Consider the following 22,069-nt stretch of genomic DNA (forward strand, 5'->3'; position numbering starts at 1 on the left):
GATGGACTGACTCAGCGCATGGGAGAGGCCCCCTAGTACTACTCGGTCACTTGAATCCAGGTGGCCGCCGTGATCTACGGCCGGGATGACACCGGCACATCTGCGCAAGTTGGACGAGGCGCTGAGCGCCTACCTTGAGGAGATGGTGGCGGGGATGGGGCGGCTGGAGAGGCGCCGCGCCATGGAGGCCTACGTGACAGGCCTGCTGTTGGACGGGGAGCGCAAGAGCATCGAGCCGATGGCGTCACGATTGGTGGAGGACGTGCGTGAAGTGGAGGCAATGCGCCAGCGGCTGCAGCAGTGCGTCTCGCAGGGGACGTGGAGTGACGAGGGGCTGCGAGAGAGACTGGCGCGGAAGCTGGAAGCCCAGGTGCCGGAGTTGGAAGCGCTGGTGGTGGACGACACGGGCTTTCCGAAGAAGGGGCAACACTCGGTGGGTGTGGCTCGGCAGTACTCGGGCACGCTGGGGCGCACGGACAACTGCCAGGTGGCCGTCAGCCTGCATCTGGCGGGGCCCCGAGGCAGCGGGTGTATTGGCATGCGGCTGTACTTGCCCGAGGACTGGGTGAAGGACGCGGCCAGACGCAAGGCGGCAGGTGTCCCCGAGGCGGTGGGCCTGGCGCGCAAATGGGAGCTGGCGCTGGAGCAACTGGACGACGCGCTGAAATGGGGCGTGCGGCGGCACGTCGTCCTGGCGGATGCGGGGTATGGCAATTGCCGGGAGTTCCGCGAAGGCCTTACGGCACGCGGACTGCCCTACCTCGTCGGCGTGCCAGGACAGCACAAGGTGTGGCCTCCGGGGGCCACGCCGCACCGCCCGGTGAAGAAGGCGGGCGAGTACGGACGCCCCCGGACGCGCTTCGTCGACGACAGCGGCGTGCAACCCTGGACGATTGAAGAGCTGGCGCGCCAGTTGCCCGAAGAGGAGTACCGCCGCGTCAGCTGGCGCGAGGGCAGTCGCGGCCTTCAGTCGTCCACTTTCGCCGCGGTGCGAATCCAGCCGGCCGAAGGCCACGTGGTGCGCAAGGAGCCAGGGGCTCCCGAATGGCTGCTCTGCGAGTGGTCCTCAGGGGAAGCCGCGCCGACGAAGTACTACCTCTCGTCGTTGCCGGCGGACACGCCGCTCAAACGCCTCGTCACCCTGGCGAAGCTGCGGTGGCGCGTCGAGCGGGACTACCAGGAGATGAAGGGGGAGGTGGGGCTGGACCACTTCGAAGGCCGCACCTGGAGAGGCTTTCACCACCACGCCACGCTTTGCATGGTGGCCCACGGTTTCCTCGCGCTCCGTCGAGCGCTTTTCCCCCCGGAGCAAGACGCAGTGGACGCTGCCTCAGGTGCGCCGTCGGCTTCAGCACCTGCTGTTGCGCCGCATCGGCCACTGCCCGCTCTGCCTGCGCCACGTCGGCGCACGCACCCCACCTCGCGGCCCCTCTCGCATCTGATCAAGTAGTACTAGCAGGCTGCTGAAGAAGTCGGTTTCGGGCTGGACGCGCTGCTCCACGCGGGTCCGGCTCGTCAATGAGAGGTTTTCGAGCGGTTTTCTGACGACCAGGGAGGCGCCCTGCTGCGGTTGCAGCCCCGTCCCCAGGCCCACCCGGGGCGAACTGCTGCCCGGCAGGCGCGCGGCGTGTCAGGCGGGCATGAGTCGGGCCATGCGTGTCAGGTTGTAGGCGGCGGCGACGAAGTAGGCCCACAGGCCCGTCCTCGCCTGGCCTCGGTAGCGTGTCTTCCTGAAGCCGCCCACCGTCTTCATCCAGCCGAATATCTCCTCGACTCGCTTTCTGGCGCGCTGGCTCAGGGCATAGCCCCCGTGGCGTGTTGTGCGTCCGTCGACTCGGCTGGCGCGGCGCACGTCGCGCGTCTGGGCCACATGGGGTGTCACCCCGCGCTCGCGCGTGCCATCCACGAAGCGCTGCACGTCGTATCCGGCATCCGCCCCCAGCGTCGTGGGCACCAGCCCCTTCTCTTTCTGCCGGTTGAGCATCCTGAGCGCGCCCACCCACTCCGCTTCGCCCGCTGCCACCTCCACCGTGATGTCCGCCACCAGCCCGGTGCGGTTCTCCATCAGCACGCTTGTCAACGGCCGGGGTCATGGACCGCATGAGGGTCGGCCAAGCGGATCGGGGTGACGAGTTCGTCAGGCAGCCGCTGTTCGAGTTCGCGGCGATGGCGAGGTGGGGTCGGCCAAGCGGATCGGTTCCGGCGACTACCGAGCCTCCTGGGAGGAGGACTTCCGGCGTCGGGTGGGGGGCGGGTTGCGGAAGCTGTCGCCTTCGATGACGAGGACGTGGGAGTGGTGGAGGAGCCGGTCCATGGCGGCGCTGGCCATCAGCGGGTCGCCGAAGAGGGGCGGCCACTCCTCGATGGCGCGGTTGGAGGTGATGACGGTGCTCTTGCGCTCGTAGCGCTGGCGGACCACTTCGTAGAGGTCCGCGGGTTCATTCTGGGTGAGGCCACGCAAGCCGAGGTCATCGATGATGAGCAAATCGGGCGAGGTGAATCGCACGAGGCGCTTTTCGTAGCTGCTGCCATCGCCCCGGGCGGCGCGCAGTTGCTGGAGAAGCTCGTTGGCGCCCAGGTAGAGGGCGCTGTAGCCGGCACGGCAGGCGCGGTGGCCGAGGGCCTGGGCCAGGCGGGACTTGCCGACGCCGGTGGGGCCGACGATGAGGACGTTGTCGTGGCGCTCCAGGAGAAGCCGCACGTGCCCAGCTCCAGCACCTTGGCCTTGGGGACGCTGGAGTTGAAGTGGAAGTCGAAGTCCTCGAGCGTCCTTGCGTGCTCGAAGGAGGCGCGGCGCACGCGCTGGGACAGCTGCTTGGAGTCGCGCCGCTCCGCCTCGTCGCCCAGCAGGCGGTAGAGGAATTCAGAGTGAGAGAGATTATCGTCCACCGCCTGCTGGGTGCGCAGTTGAAGGGACTGGAGGACACCGGACAGGCGCAGCTTCTTGAGCAGGGGGACGAGCTCGTCAGTGGGACTCAATTTCAGACTCCTGGGGCACGACGGAGGGGTGCAGCAGCTCGGCCACGCTGCGTGCGAAGCGCGGCTGAGGAAGAGAGGGCGACGCCGGGGCCGCGAGCGCCAGGGGTAGCGGCTGCAAGTCCAGTCCCTGGCGCAGCAGATTCTTGATGGCCCGGGAGGTGTACGCGCCGTAGTAGTGGGCCCTGCGGGCGGCGGCCTGGGCGCGCTCGGCAGGGAAGCCCTCCAGGTGGGTGACGATGGCCTGCACCGCGCGCAACTGCGACAGCACGTCGTCGGAGTCGAAGACGGCGCGCACGTAGGTGAGGACGTCCTCGCCCAGCCTCGCGGCCCGCTCTTCCCAGTAGCCGCGGCTGCGGTGGCGCAGGTCCGCGCGGTGCTGGGGCAGGTGCGCCTCGTGGGTGCTGTAGAGGCCACCGCCGCGCCGGGCGTGCGTGGCCACGCGCACGTCGTCCGCGTAGGCCTCCAGGCTGGCGTCGGTGACGCGCAGCCAGACGTCGCTGCCGACGAGGCGCCAGGGCACCGAGTAGAAGCGCCGCTCGAAGAGGACGTGGCTGTCCTGGTGGACGCGCGTGGCCTTCCAGAGGACGGTCGTGAAGCGCTTCACGGGCAGGGGCCTGAGGGCGGGCAGCTCCTCCTCGCGGAAGACATCCACCGGGCGCCGGCCCGTCGTCCCGTGCCGTCGCACGTTGGCCACCTCCGCCAGCCACTTCTTCAAGTCCGCGCGCACGACGTCAACGTCCTGCCCCTCGCGGCCCTTGAAGAAGTTGGACTGGACGTACTTGACGCCCGCTTCCACCTTCCCCTTCTTCTGGGGCGCGTACGGCGGCGTCGGGTCCACCTTGAAGCCTTGGTGCCGCGCCACCTCGCGGTAGCTGCGGTTGAGGGCGGATGGCTCGTCCGGGGTGAAGGCCGCTCTCAGCACGGCGGCCTTCAAGTTGTCCGGCGCCACCGTCTGCACCACGCCCCCCAACTGCTCGAAGGCCTCCACGTGCAGCCGCAGCCACGTCGGCAGCGACTGCTCGAAGACGATGTCCGCCACCAGGTAGCGGCTGTGCGCCAGTACCAGGACGAAGACCCAGGCCTTCCTTGGCACCTTCTGCCGGGGGCACAGCAGCTTCCCCACGTAGCCGAAGTCCACCTGCGCCACCTCGCCCGCCGCGGTGACGACGGGAATGGCGACGTCCTCCGCCCTCACGCCCCTCGCCTTGCGCAGCTGCCGCACCATCCGCTTCACCGCCGAGTCGCTGGCGCTGAAGCCTTCCACCTCCAGCCGCAGCCTGTCGTGGATGGCGCGCGCGCCCAGCCCCTGGGCAAGCCACGCCTCCACGCGCGGCTGCCACTCCACCAGTGACGACGTCTGCTGCGCGGGCACCCTCGCAGGCCGGTGCTCCTGCACCAGGGCCTTGAGCGTCTCCAACTCGGGCACTTCCTCCGGGCGCCCCTCCAGCATCCCCGCCCTCGTGAGCGCCGCGCGGTACGCCCGCTCCGTATTCGGGCCCATCCTCAACAGCCGGGCCACTTCGCGCGCACCCGTCCCCATCCGGTGCAGCCGCACCAGCTCTCTCAACCTGTCCATGTCGACTCTCCGGTAACTCATCCGCGCGCGCCCCTCCGCACACCGCTCCGGCGGTGCTCGGTGGGGCGCGAGGATGCATGGGATGACTGCCCAGGTAGGCTCTCAACCTACCCACTGGCCACGTTTCTTCTGACCGCCTACGCCCTGCACGGACCGCCTCTGCCTCTTCTCCGGCGGGCGATCCGCTTGGCCGACCCTGGGCCGATCCGCTTGGCCGCCCCGGCTACGAACAGCTTGGCCGACCCGGCTGCGATCCATTACCCCGACCCGTTACAATCGCGCGCGGCGTTACGGTGGAGCCGCGCGGGCCCTACGCTTCGGGGACCCGCAGGTCGCGCGAGCGCAACAGCATCGCGGACGCGGTGGCGGGGGCGAGCACCGATGCGGCGATGATGCACCAGTCCCACGGCCCCCGGGCCCGAGCCGCGTTGAACGTCACGGCCTGGACCAATGTCAGACAGGCATCCACGGTGGTGAGCCGCCCCAGCAGCGTGGCCAGTCCATCCCGCCAGCGGCGCATCAGGAGCAGCAGGCCCGTGACGAGCCCCGCGTCGAACAGCACCCAGCCCCACTGCACCCAGGGCGAGGGGAACCACCGGGCACTCAACGGCAGTGCGAGCAGCACCGTCCACGGCACCAGCAGCGCGGTCAGCGTGCGCACGAAGAAGCGGGGCCGGCGCAGCAAGGTGACGAGCCCGAACTTCACCAGGCTGCCCCGCGCGAACGCTCGCAGCGCGTCGTAGACAGCCCACGCAGCCGGTTCATCCGAGGGGTGGGAGAGGAACAGGGGCACCCAGGCGTCGGGGCGGAACTTGGCCTTGAAGGCGCGCAGGCCCTCGAAGTCGAACAGGGGGCGGCCAGCGTTGCGCGCGAATCGCAGCCAGGGACGCACCGGGCCTGAAAGCGGCGCCAATCCCAGCGTCACGTACCGGCGGCCGTTCGCCGCGGCGGCGCGCATCGCCGCGTCCACCAGGGTCTCCGCGGTGCCGTTGGGCGCGGAGGGTTCGCGCAGCAGGTCCTGGAGGAACCAGCCGTCGCGCGCGAACACGGGCGTCACGGAGAGGAAGCCCACCACGCGGCCCTCGACCTCCGCGACGAAGGCCCTGCGCTCACGGGCGAAGGCGTCCGGGGCCAGTCCCACCAGGAAGCCCATGGTCGCCATCCGCCGGGAGTCCAGCCAGTGCTCGGCCAGCACCTCCACCGCCTCGCGCAGTGGATGTCCCGGCGTCTCCATCACCTCCGCGGGCACCTCGCGCACGCGGACGGCGTGGGCCCGGGCGCGGCGCAGTTGTTCACGCAGGCTGCGGCTGCCGCGCACCACCGTCTCCCAGTTCGCCGGATCCCACACCGGCTGCTCGCCAATGGGCAGCTCGTGGAAGGGGACGAGCTGGGAGAAGCGGGACTCGGTGGCGAAGAAGCTCACGCGACGGCCCGCGCTCCGGGCCGCCTGGTGGAAGCCCTCCACCAGCGCCCGCACCCGCTCCGGCGCGGCGATGGGGCCGCCTCCCGCCACCCACGCGCCGCCGGTGTCCACGTACGCCACGCACCCGTCGCCGGCTGGCGCGAACCAGTAGCGGAAGCCCGGTTGCAGCACCTGGAAGGACGTCGCGTTCCAGCCGTGGCGGCGCAGCAGCGCCAGCACCCGTTCGCGTTCGTCCTCCACGCCTGGGGCGGAGGGGGGAGAAGAGGCGGTCATGTCCTTTGGCGTTCACGCTACGTCCAGCATTGCCCCACCGCCAGACAAAGCCTCCCCCAGCTTCCTGCCGAGCGGGGCCTCGCGGACAGGCCTCCTTTCAAGACCCGGCGTGCGAGGCGCTCTGCCCCGGAGTGGAGCGCACGGGTGAATGGATCCAATCGGGCCGGTGAAACGCACTGATGGAAGCCCGTCCCCGTTTTCCAGAGCGGATGCGTTGCCTGTACCGAACCTGGGAACGCGGTGGGTGGGTTGTAGCAACGCTTCAGCGCCTCCCTGGGACGGCCCTCCCTTGGGGGCGCTGAAGCGCGTGGTTCAGCGCAAGCGCTCGAAGGCCTGGAGACAGAACTCCACGAAGGCGCGCACCTTCGCGGGGATGAGCCGGCGGTGGGGATGGACCAGGAAGATGCCGCGCCCGACCACCGGGGTGTCCGGAAGCAACGGCACCAGCGTGCCCGCGCTCAGCTCGTCCCGCACCAGATACACGGGCAGGTTGGCGATGCCGCGTCCCTGGAGGGCGGCCTGCCGCAGGATGAGGTTGTTGTTGGCCTGGAAGGGTCCCGACACGCGCAGGCTGCGACGACCGCCCGCGACTTCGAGCTGCCACTCCATGGGGCCCTGGCCGCGCTTGAAGACCAGGCAGTCCTGCGCCATCAGGTCGTCCGGGGTGCGCGGCGTCCCTCGCCGCTGGAGATACGCGGGACTCGCGCAGAGGATGCGCTGTTCGGGAGCGAGCCGCCGCACCACCAGCGTGCTGTCCTGCAATTCGTCCGCGATGCGGATCGCCACGTCGAACCCTTCCTCCACCAGGTCCACCAGCCGGTCACTGGCGTCCAGGTCCACCTGCACGTCGGGGTGTGCGGCCTGGAACGCGGCGGCCATGGCGGCGACCTGGACCTCGCCCAGCACCGCGGGCACGGCGATGCGCAGCAGCCCCCGGGGGTGCTCGTCCAGGGCCGTCACCGACAGCGCGGCATCCTCCAGTTCCGACAGCACCCGGCGGCAGTGTTCGTAGAAGAGGCTGCCCGCCTCCGTGAGGCTCACGTGGTGCGTGGTCCTCCGCAGCAGGCGAGCCCCCAGACGGGACTCCAGGTGGGCCACCTGCTTGCTCACCGCGGAGGGTGTCAGGCCCAGGCGCCGGGCCGCCGCGGAGAAGCCTCCGTCCTCCACGGCGCGCACGAAGGCGTGCAGGGGCATGACCTCATCGAACAGCAGGGGCGTCGTTCTTTTCCGCTGGGGCACAGGCGTCGTTCCTCCAGGCCACGTTCCCAATCCGGACCGCGCGGCGCAAGAGAAGGACCACGGGGCGCGCGCGACGCGCTCCCGGAGGAGAAACCATGCGAACGCCTTCCACCGGAACGCCCCCTGAGTCCGGACACCTGTTCGGCCTCACCGACGGCGAGGCCGGTTACGCCCTGCTGCGCGTCACCCTGGGCCTCAACATCCTGCTGCACGGAGTCCTCCGGCTGGTGGGCGGCCCCGGGGCCTTCGCCGACAGCCTGGTGAAGGCCTTCACGGGCTCCTTGATGCCCTCGGCGCTGGTGCGCCCCTTCGCGCTCGTCCTGCCCTTCGCGGAAACGCTGGTGGGCGCGCTGCTCCTGGTCGGTCTGCTGACGCGCCCCGTGCTCGCCGCCGGAGGACTGCTGATGATGGCGCTCGTCTTCGGCACGGCGCTGCGCGGGGAGTGGGAGACGCTGAGCGTGCAGATGCTCTACGTCGGCTTCTACGCCGCGCTGCTGGGCACCGCCCGCTTCAACCGTCTGTCCCTGGACCGGCTGCGATTGCCCGTCACGGCGGCCACGTCACATCCGGCGTCCTGAATCCCCTCCCCTACCCTGGAGCCTCCCATGAGCACCCGACGTCAATTCCTGTCACAGAGCGCCCTGGCCACGGGTGCGCTCGCGATGTCACGCGCCGCGAGCGCAGCCGCGCCGGAAGTTCCCCCGCGCGGCAAGAAGGAGCCCGCCGCCTCCACGAAGAAGGGCTTCTGGCCGAACGGGGCACGGCTGGCCATCTCCCTGTCCCTCCAGTTCGAATCCGGCGCGCAGCCCGAGCGCGGCGCGAGCAGTCCTTTCCCTCCCATCGACCCAAAGTACCCGGACCTGCCCGTGGCCACCTGGTACGAGTACGGCGTGAAGGAGGGCATCCCGCGCCTGCTGGAAATGTTCGCGCGGCGGGGCATCCACGTGACCTCGCACATGGTGGGGCAGGCGGTGGAGCGCAACCCCGCGCTGGCGAAGGAGATCGTGGAGCGCGGGCACGAGGCCGCGGCGCATGGACAGACGTGGACGCCCCAGTTCTCCATGACGCCCGAGGAGGAGCGCGCCTCCTACGAGGCCAACGTGCGCGCCATCCAGCGAGCCACGGGACAGACGCCCGTGGGCTTCAATGCCTTCTGGATGCGGGGCACGCCCCGGACGCTGGAGATCCTCCAGGACCTGGGCTTCCTGTATCACATTGATGACGTGAGCCGGGACGAGCCCTTCGTCGTGGACGTGCGGGGCAAGCCCTTCGCGGTGGTGCCCTACACACTGGGCATGAACGACATCATCAACTTCGAGTTGCGCAACTACACCGCCGAGCAGTTCGCCAGCGAGCTCAAGAACGAGTTCGACGCGCTGTATGCCGAAGCGGGTGGACGCCGCCGGATGATGTCCGTGAGCATGCACGACCGCATCTCCGGCAGGCCGGGGCGCGTGAAGATGCTGGAGGAGTTCATCCGCTACGCCCAGCGCCAGCCCGGAGTCTGGTTCGCGCGGAAGGATGAGCTGGCGCGCTGGACGCTGGAGCAGGCCGGAAGCTGAAGGCCGCCGCCCTGACGAGGCGGCGGCCCGGCGACGCAACGGAAGACGGACTCAGTGGTTGTACGCGACCGTGCCGCTGCAGGACGTGGTGCCGAAGCAACCGGCGCGAATGGTGTACGTGCCCGAGGAAGGCACCACGAAGGAGAAATTGGACCGCGAGCCGCAGGCGCCACCCGCGTCGTCGCTGAAGGCGACCTGCGTCCCCGTGGAGTCGTTGATCCGCAGGTAGGTGTCACCGGTGCCCGTGGCTCCCGGCACGCCGCAGGTGGCCACCGTGACCAGCTGGCCTGCGTACAACACCACCGCATGGTTCGTCGTCCCGGTGGTCGCGGACGCCGTATTCGTCGCGGTGAAGCTGAAGCTTCCCTCGTTGGCCGTCAGGTCCGGGGAGCGCTCGCAGATGAACGGGAACTCCATGCTACAGGGGGCGTCATTCCACAGTTCGCTGCGGATGCTCGACCCGTAGGAGAAGCGGTCCGCGACACAGTCCTCATTGGAGTTGTTGGTCGGCTCTCCCGGATACCAGTTCGTGTACGACGACGTCGGGCCGTCCCAGACGAAGAAGCCCTCCGTGCCGATGTCATTGTAACCAATCCACCAGTTGTACAGGCCGGCGTAGGCTTCGTGAACCGCGAGGAAGGCCTCTTCCGTGGCGTTGTCGATGGTCACCAGCTTGTAGCCATTCACCGAGCAGAGCGACTGCGCCTGCTGCCACGTCTTGGGCGTCCGGACGAAGAGGTAGTCATGCCCCCCGCTGGAGATGGATTGGGACGTGACGCCCAGGGCGTCCTTCGTGGGTTCTTCGTCCGGAAGCGGGGCCTCGGGGCCACAGCCGCCAAGCGCCACGGCGGCCAGCGATGCGAGGAGGGCGGGACGCCAGGAGGCAGGATGGAGGGTCATGTTTTACTCCTTGGATTTCCAACTTAGCCGTAAAAATAGGCTTAGCCAGAATGACACCAGGAGTGAACACTTGCAAGCACACTGGGAGTTCACGCCAATTACAGGCGTCTATTGCTGAGAAGGAATCCACCAGGGCTACAGACCGTCCTCATCCGCGTCGTCGCCAGTGTCCTCGGACGCGCGGCCGAGCAACCGGTCCACCTCCTTGTGCGCGACCTCTTCCTGCTCCGCGCTGATGCGGCGGTAGACCTTGAGCGCATGCACCACGCGGTGGGAGTGCTTCAACAGCGCGCTCGAACCGCTCGACGGTGAGCGCTTGCGCGGAGACGGCAGCATCGAGGCGAGCACCGCGCCCTGGGCCACGGTGAGCTGGGAGGCGGACACCCCGAAGTGCTCACGCGCCCCGGCTTCAATGCCATACACGCCGTTTCCCCACTCCACGACATTGAGGTACAGCGTGAGGATGCGCTGCTTGGTGAGCGCCTCCTCCAGCCGGTGGGCCAGCATCAGCTCCTTCGCCTTGCGAAGCAGGCTGCGGTCCGTGGACAGCCAGAGGTTCTTCGCCAACTGCTGCGTGAGCGTGGACGCGCCCCGCCCCAGCTTGCCCTCTTCCACCGCCTGCCCCACCGCGCGCGCCAGCTCCACCGTGTCCACGCCGTCGTGCAGGTAGAAGCTCGCGTCCTCGGAGAGGAGCACCGCGTCCACCGCGGGCTTGGAGATGGCGGACAGGGACACCCACTGCTGGCGACGGCGGGGCTTGCGTCCAGCCTCGCGCGCCTCATCCGCCCGCTGCTCCATCAGCGCCGTCGTCTTGGGGTTCTCCTTCGCCAGGGGACGCGCATCCGGCAGCGTGACGTACGTGTGCGTGGTGAGCCCCAGCCCCGTGAGCAGCAGGCCGCCCATGAGCCAGCGTCCCCACCGTCGACGCCGTGGCTTCCCAGGTGGGACCTCCGATGGCGCGGCCGTGGAGGCCACGGGCTCCGCGCCAGTCGCCTGCTTCGCGCTGGAGACCGGGGACTCCGTGCCGGAGGTGGACGCGGCATCGGGCTCCGAGCCGGACTCGGAGTTCGGGGCTTCGGACGGACCTTCGGCTTCGACCTTGGACATCGCCAGCCGTGTCTAGCGCCGGGCGCCCGTGGCGTCACCCTTCACGAACTGGACGGAGGCCAGACGCTGCTGCGGCTCGGGCGAGCGCCAGCGCTCGTCCACTGCGGCGAAACCCGCCACCAGCTCTCCGGCCAGGAAGCCGCGCGTCTTCTTCCCCTTGCGGCGCAGCCAGTCGTTGACCACGCGGCCCTTCTCATCCCGGCGCGCTTCCGGCTGCAGGAGGTTGAAGCGCGAGCGCTTCACCAGCCCCCCGGACTTGTGCACGAACGTCACCGTGCCGTCCGCGCCCACCCGCTCCACGATGCCGATGTGCGTGAGGCCATCGTTGATGAGCCCATCGCGGTTGCGGTCGAACGTCTCCTTGAAGAACACCAGCGCCCCCGGCGTGGGCGCCTCCGTGAGCATGCCCAGCGCCTGCGCCTTGCGGTGGATGGCGGTGACGCCGTTCTCCTCCGGCATCACGTCGTCGGGCAGCAGGTCCAACCGCCGCTGCTGGAAGGCCAGCCGCGCCATCCCCGAGCAGTCGTCGTTCATCGTCTGACTCACCGACGCCAGCGTCGTCAGCCCCACCCAGGACTTCGCCCGCCACAGCGCCCGCTCCGCCAGCACCACCGGCGTGGCCCGCTTCGTCGCCGTCGCCTTGTTCGCGGCCTCGGCCGCGCCCCCCCACACCAGCGCGCTCACCAACGCGCCCACCCACACGCCTCGTCCCATGCGCTCGCGATAGAGCAATGGGCGTGCCCGCCCCACACGGGGCCCCGCGTGTCCACCTCAGGACGGCGACACACACAGCGCCTGCATGCGGTGGGCAAGGAAGTTCCCACCCACGGCAGCGGCACGCCCTGCCCTCCGCGCCCTGGCGGAGGTTCAGCGTGGAGGGGACGCGGCGGACTCGCGAGACCCGAAGGGGCCCGTCGCGCCATGGCTCACGGGAACGGCGCCTGCTGGTACCCCTCGGCGTTCACGGCACGCTACCCATGCGGAGGGGGCGCGTCCTGAGGGCAGGGGAGGCCTGCGGCGCCTCGGGGTAGAGGACGTCATCCGGCGCATCGTCGGGAGCCACCCGGTCCTCATCAGGGATGACGATGCCAGACGTCTGGACGCGCTCGGTGACCCTGGCATCGAAACCACCGCCCCAGCTCGATCCGCAGCCCCGAGCGGTACATCCAGGGCTGTACACCCCCGAGCCCGACGAGGGCGTCTCGACGACAGGCCGCGCCTCCACCGCCCGCTTCCGCGGCCGCGGCGAGGAAGGCTCCCGAGGCAGGGACGGCACCGCGGAGGGCAAGCCGCACACCGGGCCCCGTGGCCGGGACTCCGACCGCGCCCGGGCCTCCATCGTGATCAGCAGCGGCAGGAAAAGCCCCAGCACCGCCCACTGCGCCACCGCGCCGGGCATCCGCGAGCGAGGCCCCGGCAGCACCTGCGTGCGCAGGCTCGCGAGGATGAACGCGGCCCCGATGGCCGTGCACAACGCGAGCGCCACCACCGCCATGCCCTGCGCCGTCCAGGAGATGGAGGACACCTGACGGAACTGGCCCGCCGCCTGGGCCGCCCGCCGGGTGCGCTCGCCCCAGGCCGCCGCCGGCCCGGCCAGGCCATAGCCCACCGCGCAGGCCGCCACCCACACCACCGCGCCATGGGCTTCGCGCCGCAGCACGGACCACTGCGCCAGACCCATCACCACCCCCAACCCCAGGGGCGCCAGCGCCTGCGACACGCCCAGGCTCGTGGCCAGCGCGCGAGAGCCGACCAGCCCCACCGCGAGGCCCAGCGCCGTCACCGTCACCCACCCGGACGCCTGGAGGCCCGCCTTGCGCAACACGCGCGACTGAAGGACACCCAACAGCACCCCGGTCAGCGCGAGCGCCCACCACTCCAACAGCCGCCGGGCCACCACCGACTCCCCCCAGGACAGCGGCGAATAGACCGCCATGTCCAACAGCCGCTCCAACCCGCGCACGGAGACGCCGGAGACCGCGTTCGCGAAGGACAACCCCAGCACGGTGACCAACGCCAGCAGGACCACGTGGAAGAGACGGGAGACCATGCCCGCCAGTCTGCGTGAGCGCCGCGGGCAAGGCCATCCGCGCCGCTCCGGGATGCTCGCGGGCCAACGACGGTGTCGCCCGGTGGAGGTGCTCCAGGGCCAATGTACGGCCTCCCCGTCGGGGCGGGGTTAGACTCCACCCGGTGCGCTTCGCCTACTACCAGCGGCTGTCACCGGCCGAGCAGCGGCTCTACCGCCAGAGCGACGCCGTCACGGAGGTGCCGCTCCGGGCCCCGACCACGCTGCGGCCCCGGGTGGACGCGGTGCGCGAGGCGCTGGGGTCCGGGGACCTGAAGGCGCTGCAGGATGCGACGGTGGCGCTGGGCGAGGCGCTGACCCGGAAGCTGGGGGTGCCGGGGGTGGCGGTAGAGGTGCTGGAGACGCGGCCCTCGGACGACGCGGGAGAGCTGCATGGGCTCTACAGTTGGGCGCCCGGGCAGCGGCCCCGCATCCAGGTGTGGCGGCGCACCGCGCGCCGGGGGCGGGTGGTGGCCTTCCGCACGTACCTGCGCACGTTCCTGCACGAGCTCTGTCATCACCTGGACTTCCTCTGGCTGGAGCTGTCCGCCTCGTTCCACACAGAGGGATTCTTCCAGCGGGAGTCGAGCCTCTTCCGGCAGCTCGTCCCCCCGGTGCCCAAGGCCGAATCGCCGTGAAGCGGCGGACACTGGGAAATGGAGCGCGAGCACAAGGCGCGGCCGGCGCTAGATTCGCGCCCCTATGGCGCATCCCACCGACGACAAGAACTTCCGCCTGCCCACCACCCTCCGTCCGCGCCGCTACACGGCGACGGTGACCCTGGACCTGGAGGGCCGCGCGTTCACGGGCGAAGAGCGCGTGGAGCTGGAGCTGTCCCAGCCCACGACGGAGATCATCCTCCACGCCAACGCGCTGGAGCTGGGCGAGGTCACCTTCCGCTCCGGCAATGACACGCGCAAGCCCGCGTCCGCGCGCGTGGTGCCGCTGAGCGAGACCGTGGTGTTCACCTTCGACGCTCCCCTGCCCGCGGGCGCCGCCACGCTGGACGTGCTGTGGACGGGGCACTTCTCCGACGGCCTGCGAGGCCTGTACGCGGCGGGTCAGGTGGCCGCGACGCAGTTCGAGGCCGCGGACGCGCGGCGCCTGTTTCCCTGCTTCGACGAGCCCGCCTTCAAGGCGCACTGGGCCCTCACGGTGCGCGTGCCCCCGGGCCACACGGTCCTGGGCAACGGCAAGGTGGTGAAGGACGAGGCGGACGGGGCGCTGCGCAAGGTGACGTTCCAGGAGACGGAGCTGCTCAGCTCCTATCTCATCGCGCTGGTGGTGGGTCCGCTCGTCGGCACGCCCGAGGAGACGGTCGAAGGCGTGGCGGTGCGCACGTGGGCGCTGAAGGAGAAGGCGCACCTGGCGAAGTTCGGCCAGGACGCGGCGCTGCAGGTGTTGCCCCGGCTCCAGGAGTACTTCGGGCTGCCATATGCCTTTGGCAAGGTGGACCAGGTGGGCATCCCGGACTTCGAGGCGGGCGCGATGGAGAACGCCGGCCTCATCACCTTCCGCGAGGTGGCGCTGCTGTTGGACCCGGCCACCGCGCCCCTGTCGGTGCAGAAGCGGGTGGCGGAGGTGGTGACGCACGAGCTGGCGCACCAGTGGTTCGGCAACTGGGTGACGATGGTGTGGTGGGACGACCTCTGGCTCAACGAGGCGTTCGCGACGTGGATGGCGTTCAAGATTGTCGACCAGTGGCGGCCGGACTGGCGCATGTGGCTGGACTTCGACGCGCACCGGGCGAGCGCGCTGGCGCTGGACGCGCTCAAGTCCACGCACCCCATCCACGGCGAGGTGCGCAACGCGGGCGAGGCCGGTGAGAGCTTCGACGCGATTACGTATGAGAAGGGCGGCGCGGTGCTGCGGATGATTGAAGGGTTCCTGGGCGAGGGCCCCTTCCGCGAAGGCATCCGGCTGTACATGCGCAAGCACGCGAGAGCGAACGCGGTGAAGGACGACCTGTGGAACGCGCTGGGGGAGGCGGCGAAGCAGCCGGTGTCGGAGCTGGCGACGGCGTGGATTGGCCAGAGCGGCTTCCCGCTGGTGTCGGTGAAGGTGGAGGGGCGCAAGGTGGAGCTGACGCAGCGGCGCCTCTATTCGGAGCCGGGGGTGAAGAGCCCGGAGACGTGGCCGGTGCCCATGGTGCTGCGCTTCGAGGACGGCGCGGGGGTGCGGGAGCAGCGCGTGCTGTTCCGCGACTCGAGCACGACGGTGACGCTGGAGGGCACGGGCGAGGTGAAGTGGCTGTGCGCGAACGGCGGCTCCACGGGCTTCTACCGGGTGGCGTACGAGAAGCCAGTGCTGGACAAGCTGACGGCGCACCTGGGGACGCTGGCGCCGTCGGAGCGCATCTCGCTGCTCGCGGACACCTGGGCGCTGGTGCGCGCGGGGCAGGCGCCGGTGGCGGACCTGCTGGACCTGGCGGGGCGCTTCGGTGACGAGGAGGACGAGGCGGTGCTGGACGAGCTCATCGGGCGGCTCGGGTACATCGAGAACCGGCTGACGGAGGGCGAGGACCAGGAGCGCTTCCGTCGGTGGGTGGAGTCGCTGCTCGGCGGCGGGCTGAAGAAGCTGGGCTGGCAGTCCGTGAAGGGAGAAGAGGACCGGGTGCGGCTGCGCCGCGCGGCGCTGGTGCGCGCGGTGGGTGGACTGGCGCGCAGCCCGGAGACGCTGGCGGAGGCACGGCCGCTGGTGGCGAGGATGCTCCAGGGGGATACCACGGCGCTGGACGCGAACCTGTTGGACACGGCGGTGGGCATGGTGGCGCGGGCGGGCGACGCGGCGCTGTTCGACGAGCTGCTCAAGCGGATGCCGACGGAGCCGGATCCCGCGACGCAGCGGCGCTACCTGATGGCGCTCACGTCCTTCGAGGATCCGAAGCTGACGGAGCGGGCGCAGGCGCTGTTGTTCTCGGAGACGGTGAAGACGCAGGACGTGGCGAGCTTCGCGACGGGCCTGTTGGGCAACCGCACCGGCCGCGACGCGTGGTGGAAGGAGCTGCAGGCGCGCTGGAAGGACCTGGTCTCGCGCACGGGCGCGGCGCCCATGCTGCTGCGCCGGGTGGTGGAAGGCCTGGGCCTCTTGCGCACGCGAGAGCAGTTGGAGCAGGTGAAGGCCCTGCTCCAGGCCAACCCGGTCCCGGAGGCGCAGCAGGCCACAGCGCAGACGCTGGAGCGGCTGACGCAGGACGTGGCGCTGCGCGAGCGCGTGTCCCCAGAGGTGTCCGCGTGGCTGAAGCGCAGGCCATGATGATATCCGGCAGCCCATGAAGACCACGCTCACGCCCGAACGCTCCGCTGCCTCCCGCGACGCCCTGCGCCGCGCCAACACGGCGTTCGCCCGCGTGTACCCGGGTGAATCCCCGCAGCGCCAGCCGGTGCACACCGTGTACGGCGGCGCCCACCTCTTCCGTGCCAACACGGCGCGGAAGATGGGCGACATTGCCCTCGCGGCCCTGCGTGACCACGCCGCGGACGGCGCCCAGCTCGCCCATGGGCTGGGCCTGCCCCAGCACGGCGGCTTCGCCCAGCGCGTCTACGCCCGCGTCGTGGACAAGCTGGAGCGCGAGCCCGTGGAGGATTTCCGCCTCGACTTCGAGGATGGCTACGGCCACCGCCCCGACGCCGAGGAGGATGCCCACGCGGTCTCCGCCGCCCAGGAGGTCGCTCGCGGCCTGGAGCAGGGCACCCTGCCCCCGTTCATCGGCATCCGCGTGAAGTCCTTCACGGAGGAGCTGTACGCCCGCGCCTCCCGCACCCTGGACCTCTTCGTCACCGCCCTGCTGGAGCACACCGGCGGCAGGCTCCCGCCGTCCTTCGTCGTCACCCTGCCCAAGGTCACCGTGCCCGAACAGGTGACCGCCCTGGCGCACCTGCTATCGGAGTTGGAGTCCGTCCACGGCCTCCCCTCCGGCGCGCTGATGCTGGAGCTGATGGTGGAGACGCCCCAGGCCCTCTTCGACGCCCGCGGCCGGCCCCACCTGCGCTCCCTCGTGGAAGCGGGCGAGGGCCGCTGCTCCCACGTGCACCTGGGCTCCTACGACTACACCGCCGCCCTCAACGTCAGCGCGCACGTGCAGGGCATGCTCCACCCCGCCTGTGACTACCTGCGCGACACCGTGCAGGTGCTCCTCGCCGGCACCGGCGTGCGCCTGTCCGACGGTGCCACCACCGTCATGCCCGTGGGCCCGCACCGCAAACAGGGCGACACCCCGCTGCTCCCCACCCAGCGACGCGAGAACACCGACGCCGTGCACCGCGCGTGGCAGGTGGCCTATCGCAACACGCGCCACTCGCTGGAGCGCGCGTACTACCAGGGCTGGGACCTGCACCCCGCCCAGCTCCCCGTGCGTTACGCCGCCGTCTACGCCTTCTTCCTGGAGGGCCTGGAGCCGTCGTCCCAGCGCCTCAAGGCGTTCGTGGACAAGGCCGCCCAGGCCACGATGCTCGGGGGCGTGTTCGACGACGCCGCCACCGGCCAGGGCCTGCTCAACTTCTTCCTGCGCGGACTCGCGTGCGGCGCCCTCACGGAGCAAGAGGTCCGCGCCACCGGCCTGACGCTGGAGGAGCTGCACCGCCGCTCCTTCCGCGCCATCGTCGAGGCCCGCGCCACCCCGTCACGCTGACGCCGGAGGCTCTGGAGGGGGCGCCGCGCCCCGGTGCCCCAACCACTCTCGCGCCACGGCCACGTCCACCGCGAGGATGCCCAGCAGGAACAGCCACGGTCCGGGCCTCGCCGACAGGCCCGTCAACGCCCAGAAGGTGATGAGCCCGGCGAGCACCGGCGCCACCACCGTGGGCACCGCCTGACGCGCGCGCCGCACCGACCCCAGCACGCCCAGCGCCAGCAACCCCAACAACACGCCCGTCGCGCCCATCCGGCCCCGTCCACTGCCGCCACCTCGCGTGGATGGGGACACCAGCGTGTTGAACCTCCACTGATTGTCGTCGTGGATCTCCCGGCCGAAGTTGTCGTCGACGGTGATGGTGCGCTCGCGGTGCAGATACGCCGTGGGCACCAGCGAACCGGACCACGCGCTCCACGGCAGCAGCAGGCCCAGCGCACACGCGGCCACGCCCGCGAACACCCACCGCTTCAGCCGCACCTCCGCCGGACGCCGGGGCAGCTCCGCCTGCGCCGCGGACGACAGCCGGAACGCACGCCACTGCACGGAGCCCACCACCAGCGCCGCCAGCACCCACAAGAGGGCCGCCACGCCCAGCCCCAGCGACAGGAACGCCTGCGTCACCGTGAGCGCGGTGAACATCGGCAGGAACGCCGGATGCGCGGCCCACGAAACCACCGGCTTGAGCGCATCCGGCAGCGGCCTGCCCGCAGCGCTCCACTCGCGCGCTCCCAGCATCCCCGCCGCCACCAGCATCAACACCGCCCACGGCAGGTCCAGGCCCCCGCCCACGAAGGGCAGCACCGGCACCAGCACCGCCGCCGACACCAGCCCCGCGCCGAGCAGCGGCAGCGAGCCCCCAGGCAATCGCTCGCGCAGCCGGGGGTCATCCAGCACGCCCTGCACCGCGCGGCCCGCCGAGTCCACGGCCCGCTGCGCCTTCTGCGCCACGTCATCCATCACCGGCGAATCCGGCGCGTCCCCGGCCCGCGTCACGGTCCGGCCACAATGGGGACACGTCCGCGACGGAGGGTCTTCAGGCAGCGGCTGACCACAGTGCGGGCAGGACATGGCGCGAGGTCCTCCTCAAAGGCAGACAAGGGCGCAAGCCTACAGCGCGCGCCCGGTGCTTCCTTGAATCATGGCGACGGCGTCAAGGCTTCGCGCCACGCACATGCACGGCCGCCTCCAGCCGGGACAGACCGCGCATCAACGCGGCCAGCTCCGCACCTACCAGAGCATGTCCTGATCCTCGCTGACGCCCGGGACGTTGGACACCGCCAACTCACGGCCGCCCACGCGCACGGTGCCCTCGAAGAAGCCCACGGGCTGGGCGAAGTGGCTGACGATGAGGCGCAAGTTGCGCTCCTCGCGGTGCACGTAGATGGGCTTGAAGCGCAGGTCCACCGCGCCGTCGTCCGTCGTCATGCGCCAGGGGTCGAGCAGCTCCTTCGCGTTGTATTCGAAGCGCGCGCGGCCCACCGGGTAGAGCTTGTCTCCCAGCCAGACGGCGTTCTCGTTGGCCTCGGTGACACCCTCGTTGAAGCCCTCCACCAGGTTGATGCCCAGGGGCGTGCCGTCCGGCAGCCGGCCCGCCGCGAAGGCCCATCTCCAGGCGGTGTGCCGCGCCAGATAGCCCTGCGTGTAGTCCATGCCGCCCACGCCGCCGTCCAGCCGGAAGCGCTTGCCGCCCGCCTCCAGGCTGCCGAAGGCCAACAGGCCACTGCGCTTCTGGGTGACGTTCACCAGCCCGTCGCCCGCCACCGGCGCGATGACGGTGAGCGCCGGAGGGCCACCCGCCACCAGCAGCTCGCCCTTCCACTGGAAGGTCTGGAGCGACTGCGTGCGCATGCGGCTGACGTCGACCTCCACCTGGTAGCGCTCGTCGGCCTCGCCGCGCTTGACGGACATCTTGCCGCCCAGCGTGCGGAACGCCGCCGTGAGGCCCGCGCCCGGCTTGTCGCTCACCTCGGCGAGCGGCCCGGGCACGCCCAGGAAGCTCACGTCGCACAGGGGCTTCTTCTCCTGGAGGTCCACCGCCACCGCGAAGGCGTTGGCCGTGTAGCCCAGGTCCACCACCGCGAAGAGCGCCGCCACCTCCTGCGTGGCGACGAAGGTGTAGTGCCAGCGCTTGCGCTTGAGCAGGCGCGTGGTGCGCCCCGGGGCCCATTTCCCCAAGAGGCGGGGCAGGTCCACTTCGGGCAGTTCCCCTTGATACGTCCCGAACCGGGGCTCCCCTTGCGAGGAGGCCACCGACGTCGGGGCGAGGGGCAGGAGGGCATCGACTTCTCGCTCGGGCGTCATCACGTGTCATTGGACGGCACTTCGCCGCCCCTGTCACGCGAACAGGATGACAACCGGCACCCCGAAGACACTCGCGGGGAGCCTGCCGCCGCGAGCCTGCCTGCTAGCTCCTGCCGAAGATGATGCGCTCCTGGGACAACAGCCGCGTGGTGAAGCGCAGGGCCACCACCGCCACCGCGAGGCACGACAGGAGCGCGAGCAGGAAGGGCACCGGCCCCAATGTTTCACCGCGCATCACCTCCGCGGCGAGCATCTCCTGGCCCAGCACCGGCACGGCGAACATCCACGTCTGCGTCTGGATGGGCGACAGGGCCAGCATCATCCCCGGCAGCGTGGGCAGCACCATCAGGAGCGACAGGTACGTCTGCGCCTCCTTGAACGACCGTGCGTATGTGGACACCCACATCTGCACGGCGGACGCGGCGAGCACCAGCGGCAGCACCGCCGCCAGCATCCCCATCGCGGCCGGCGCGTCGAACCGGGCACGCACGCCCAGGTCCTCCAGGGGCACGCGCTTCACCACCAGGAAGTATCCCAAGAGACACAGCACCACGCCCGTGGCCGCCATCGCGCACGTGGCCAGCCACTTGCCCGCCACCACCGCGCCGCGAGGGGCGGGGTTGAGCAGCAGGGGCTCCAGCGAACCGCGCTCGCGCTCCCCCGCCATGGTGTCGCTGGCCACCTGCATGCCGCCCGCGAACGCCGCCATCACCAGGAACAGCGGGATGGTGGTGAGCACCGTGGCCGCCGTCTTCTCCGGGGTGGACAGGTCCAGCTCATCCACGCGCACGGGCACCGCCAGCTCCGGTGACACGCCGCGCGCGAACAGGCGCTGACTGCCCGTCTGTTGCGAGTACACCGCCAGCATCCGCTGCGCGCGCTGCACGGACTGGCGCGCCTTGTTGCGCGAGCTGTCCACCACCAACCGCACCGCCGCGGTGTGCCCTTCGGCGAAGTCCTGCGCGTAGTCGTCCGGCACCACCAGCACCACGTCCAGCTTGCCGGCCTGCACCAGCGCTTCGTAGTCCTTCGGCGCCTCCGACAGTCTGGCGCCGTAGCGCTCCAGGAAGGCCATCAGGCTGGGCGCGTGCTCGCGGCCCACCACCGGCATCTCCAGCGGCCGGTCCTGCCGGTACCAGGAGGCCATCACGTTGAACATCACCAGGAACACGAGCGGGCCCAACAGCGGAAAAATCAACGCGGAGGCCAGCGTCCGCCGGTCGCGCACGTGGTCGTACACTTCCTTGCGCAGCACCGTCCCGACGAGCCGCCTCATTCGCGCAACCCCTGCTCGCTGCCAATCACGCTCACGAAGGCTTCCTCCAGGCTGTCCTTGCCGGTGCTCGCGCGCAGGGCGTCCGCCGTCCCGTCCGCCACCACCCGCCCCCGCGCCACCACCACGATGCGGTCACACAGCGCGGCCACTTCCTGCATCACGTGGCTGGAGAACACCACGCAGCAGCCCTGCGCCTTCAGCCTGCGCAAGAGCGTGCGCACCGACCGCGTGGCCATCACGTCCAGCCCGTTGGTGGGCTCGTCCAAGAGCACGTTGCGCGGCCCATGCACCAGCGCGCGCGCCAGCGCCACCTTCACGCGCTCGCCCTGGCTGAAGCCCTCCGTGCGCCGGTCCGCGATGTCCTTCATGTCCAACAGCTCCACCAGTTCCTCCACGCGCGCGTCCAGCGTGGCGCCGGACAGCCCGTGCAGCTCGCCGAAGTACCGGGCGTGTTCGCGCGCGGTGAGGCGCGGGTAGAGGCCGCGTGCGTCCGGCAGGACTCCCAACGCGCGCCGGGCCTTCTCCGGTTCCTTCGCCACGTCCACGCCGTCCACGGTGGCGGTGCCACTGTCGGGGCGGATGAGCGTGTAGAGCATGCGCAGCGTCGTCGTCTTGCCGGCGCCGTTGGGGCCCAGCAGGCCGGTGATGACGCCGTCCTCCGCGGTGAACGTCACGTCCTCCACCGCCGTCACCTTGCCGAACTGCTTGTGCAGGTTCCTGGCTTCAATCATG

Annotated in this window: 19 protein-coding genes and 1 pseudogene; 6 read left to right on the top strand and 14 right to left on the bottom strand. The window is 70.5% G+C overall.

Annotated features, from left to right (window positions below):
* Window positions 1–85 precede the first annotated feature (85 nt).
* Window positions 86–1,450 carry an IS701 family transposase gene (locus D7V88_RS01275; protein WP_120538745.1) on the top strand — a complete coding sequence of 455 codons (1,365 nt, stop codon included), beginning with the start codon at window positions 86–88 and terminating at the stop codon, window positions 1,448–1,450.
* 180 nt (window positions 1,451–1,630) lie between these two features.
* Here D7V88_RS01275 and D7V88_RS01280 read toward each other — a convergent pair whose 3' ends face one another.
* The 6 genes and pseudogenes from D7V88_RS01280 to D7V88_RS01300 form a co-directional block, all read right to left on the bottom strand.
* On the bottom strand, window positions 1,631–2,065 hold the full coding sequence (locus tag D7V88_RS01280) for a transposase (protein ID WP_120538746.1): 435 nt from the start codon (window positions 2,063–2,065) through the stop codon (window positions 1,631–1,633).
* A 141-nt stretch (window positions 2,066–2,206) separates the two neighbouring features.
* Window positions 2,207–2,701 (bottom strand): ATP-binding protein, encoded by a 495-nt coding sequence (locus tag D7V88_RS01285; RefSeq protein WP_279635969.1) that lies wholly within the window; start codon window positions 2,699–2,701, stop codon window positions 2,207–2,209.
* 47 nt (window positions 2,702–2,748) lie between these two features.
* Window positions 2,749–2,889, bottom strand: a pseudogene (locus D7V88_RS45435) (ATP-binding protein); the annotation flags it as partial.
* A 76-nt stretch (window positions 2,890–2,965) separates the two neighbouring features.
* On the bottom strand, window positions 2,966–4,555 hold the full coding sequence (gene istA, locus D7V88_RS01290; RefSeq protein WP_120538747.1) for an IS21 family transposase: 1,590 nt from the start codon (window positions 4,553–4,555) through the stop codon (window positions 2,966–2,968).
* A gap of 310 nt (window positions 4,556–4,865) precedes the next feature.
* Window positions 4,866–6,251 carry a bifunctional lysylphosphatidylglycerol flippase/synthetase MprF gene (locus D7V88_RS01295; RefSeq protein WP_120538748.1) on the bottom strand — a complete coding sequence of 462 codons (1,386 nt, stop codon included), beginning with the start codon at window positions 6,249–6,251 and terminating at the stop codon, window positions 4,866–4,868.
* Window positions 6,252–6,563: 312 nt separating this feature from the next.
* Window positions 6,564–7,490, bottom strand: coding sequence for a LysR family transcriptional regulator (locus tag D7V88_RS01300; RefSeq protein WP_120538749.1), 927 nt, complete (start codon window positions 7,488–7,490; stop codon window positions 6,564–6,566).
* A 95-nt stretch (window positions 7,491–7,585) separates the two neighbouring features.
* Between D7V88_RS01300 and D7V88_RS01305 the strand changes: the two genes are divergently transcribed.
* Together D7V88_RS01305 and D7V88_RS01310 are read left to right on the top strand one after the other, a co-directional pair.
* On the top strand, window positions 7,586–8,068 hold the full coding sequence (locus tag D7V88_RS01305; RefSeq protein ID WP_120538750.1) for a MauE/DoxX family redox-associated membrane protein: 483 nt from the start codon (window positions 7,586–7,588) through the stop codon (window positions 8,066–8,068).
* Window positions 8,069–8,095: 27 nt separating this feature from the next.
* Window positions 8,096–9,052: a polysaccharide deacetylase family protein gene (locus D7V88_RS01310; RefSeq protein WP_120538751.1), complete on the top strand. Its 957-nt coding sequence runs from the start codon at window positions 8,096–8,098 to the stop codon at window positions 9,050–9,052.
* 51 nt (window positions 9,053–9,103) lie between these two features.
* On the opposite strand, the gene D7V88_RS01315 is transcribed toward D7V88_RS01310, so the two are convergent.
* From D7V88_RS01315 to D7V88_RS01330, 4 genes are all read right to left on the bottom strand, one after another.
* Entirely contained in the window at window positions 9,104–9,952 is an 849-nt protein-coding gene (locus D7V88_RS01315) for a lectin-like protein (RefSeq protein ID WP_120538752.1), read from the bottom strand.
* 135 nt (window positions 9,953–10,087) lie between these two features.
* Window positions 10,088–11,059: a transglycosylase domain-containing protein gene (locus D7V88_RS01320; protein ID WP_341870646.1), complete on the bottom strand. Its 972-nt coding sequence runs from the start codon at window positions 11,057–11,059 to the stop codon at window positions 10,088–10,090.
* A gap of 12 nt (window positions 11,060–11,071) precedes the next feature.
* A complete protein-coding gene (locus D7V88_RS01325; RefSeq protein ID WP_147448560.1) occupies window positions 11,072–11,755 on the bottom strand; it encodes a CHAP domain-containing protein in 684 nt (227 codons plus the stop codon).
* A gap of 265 nt (window positions 11,756–12,020) precedes the next feature.
* On the bottom strand, window positions 12,021–13,109 hold the full coding sequence (locus D7V88_RS01330) for a hypothetical protein (protein WP_120538755.1): 1,089 nt from the start codon (window positions 13,107–13,109) through the stop codon (window positions 12,021–12,023).
* Between the two features lie 143 nt (window positions 13,110–13,252).
* Here D7V88_RS01330 and D7V88_RS01335 point away from each other — a divergent pair, with 143 nt between their 5' ends.
* The 3 genes from D7V88_RS01335 (at window position 13,253) to D7V88_RS01345 (ending at window position 17,757) form a co-directional block, all read left to right on the top strand.
* On the top strand, window positions 13,253–13,765 hold the full coding sequence (locus D7V88_RS01335; protein WP_120538756.1) for a hypothetical protein: 513 nt from the start codon (window positions 13,253–13,255) through the stop codon (window positions 13,763–13,765).
* A gap of 64 nt (window positions 13,766–13,829) precedes the next feature.
* Complete coding sequence (locus D7V88_RS01340) at window positions 13,830–16,382, top strand: M1 family metallopeptidase (RefSeq protein ID WP_120538757.1); 2,553 nt, start codon at window positions 13,830–13,832, stop codon at window positions 16,380–16,382.
* Between the two features lie 16 nt (window positions 16,383–16,398).
* Complete coding sequence (locus tag D7V88_RS01345) at window positions 16,399–17,757, top strand: DUF6986 family protein (protein WP_120538758.1); 1,359 nt, start codon at window positions 16,399–16,401, stop codon at window positions 17,755–17,757.
* Here D7V88_RS01345 and D7V88_RS01350 read toward each other — a convergent pair.
* The 4 genes from D7V88_RS01350 to D7V88_RS01365 all read right to left on the bottom strand — a co-directional run bounded on the left by D7V88_RS01350 (window position 17,749) and on the right by D7V88_RS01365 (window position 22,068).
* A complete protein-coding gene (locus tag D7V88_RS01350) occupies window positions 17,749–18,753 on the bottom strand; it encodes a hypothetical protein (RefSeq protein ID WP_147448561.1) in 1,005 nt (334 codons plus the stop codon). The two genes, D7V88_RS01345 and D7V88_RS01350, sit on opposite strands and share 9 nt — an antisense overlap.
* 234 nt (window positions 18,754–18,987) lie before the next feature.
* Window positions 18,988–20,061 carry a DUF2804 domain-containing protein gene (locus D7V88_RS01355; RefSeq protein ID WP_120538760.1) on the bottom strand — a complete coding sequence of 358 codons (1,074 nt, stop codon included), beginning with the start codon at window positions 20,059–20,061 and terminating at the stop codon, window positions 18,988–18,990.
* A gap of 103 nt (window positions 20,062–20,164) precedes the next feature.
* Window positions 20,165–21,337, bottom strand: coding sequence for an ABC transporter permease (locus D7V88_RS01360; RefSeq protein WP_120538761.1), 1,173 nt, complete (start codon window positions 21,335–21,337; stop codon window positions 20,165–20,167).
* Complete coding sequence (locus D7V88_RS01365) at window positions 21,334–22,068, bottom strand: ABC transporter ATP-binding protein (RefSeq protein WP_120538762.1); 735 nt, start codon at window positions 22,066–22,068, stop codon at window positions 21,334–21,336. Before D7V88_RS01365 ends, D7V88_RS01360 begins: the two co-directional genes overlap by 4 nt.
* Window position 22,069 lies beyond the last annotated feature (1 nt).

Origin of the sequence: Corallococcus terminator, assembly GCF_003611635.1 — a bacterium.
Lineage (GTDB): Bacteria > Myxococcota > Myxococcia > Myxococcales > Myxococcaceae > Corallococcus > Corallococcus terminator.

Excerpts from the sequence above, each read along its gene's own strand:
- D7V88_RS01320 (WP_341870646.1), bottom strand. The coding sequence starts at position 11,059 with ATGTCCAAGGTCGAAGCCGAAGGTCCGTCCGAAGCCCCGAACTCCGAG.
- D7V88_RS01345 (WP_120538758.1), top strand. The coding sequence starts at position 16,399 with ATGAAGACCACGCTCACGCCCGAACGCTCCGCTGCCTCCCGCGACGCC.
- D7V88_RS01310 (WP_120538751.1), top strand. The coding sequence starts at position 8,096 with ATGAGCACCCGACGTCAATTCCTGTCACAGAGCGCCCTGGCCACGGGT.
- D7V88_RS01355 (WP_120538760.1), bottom strand. The coding sequence starts at position 20,061 with ATGACGCCCGAGCGAGAAGTCGATGCCCTCCTGCCCCTCGCCCCGACG.
- D7V88_RS01305 (WP_120538750.1), top strand. The coding sequence starts at position 7,586 with ATGCGAACGCCTTCCACCGGAACGCCCCCTGAGTCCGGACACCTGTTC.
- istA (WP_120538747.1), bottom strand. The coding sequence starts at position 4,555 with ATGGACAGGTTGAGAGAGCTGGTGCGGCTGCACCGGATGGGGACGGGT.
- D7V88_RS01280 (WP_120538746.1), bottom strand. The coding sequence starts at position 2,065 with ATGGAGAACCGCACCGGGCTGGTGGCGGACATCACGGTGGAGGTGGCA.
- D7V88_RS01295 (WP_120538748.1), bottom strand. The coding sequence starts at position 6,251 with ATGACCGCCTCTTCTCCCCCCTCCGCCCCAGGCGTGGAGGACGAACGC.
- D7V88_RS01275 (WP_120538745.1), top strand. The coding sequence starts at position 86 with ATGACACCGGCACATCTGCGCAAGTTGGACGAGGCGCTGAGCGCCTAC.
- D7V88_RS01340 (WP_120538757.1), top strand. The coding sequence starts at position 13,830 with ATGGCGCATCCCACCGACGACAAGAACTTCCGCCTGCCCACCACCCTC.
- D7V88_RS01360 (WP_120538761.1), bottom strand. The coding sequence starts at position 21,337 with ATGAGGCGGCTCGTCGGGACGGTGCTGCGCAAGGAAGTGTACGACCAC.
- D7V88_RS01315 (WP_120538752.1), bottom strand. The coding sequence starts at position 9,952 with ATGACCCTCCATCCTGCCTCCTGGCGTCCCGCCCTCCTCGCATCGCTG.
- D7V88_RS01330 (WP_120538755.1), bottom strand. The coding sequence starts at position 13,109 with ATGGTCTCCCGTCTCTTCCACGTGGTCCTGCTGGCGTTGGTCACCGTG.
- D7V88_RS01365 (WP_120538762.1), bottom strand. The coding sequence starts at position 22,068 with ATGATTGAAGCCAGGAACCTGCACAAGCAGTTCGGCAAGGTGACGGCG.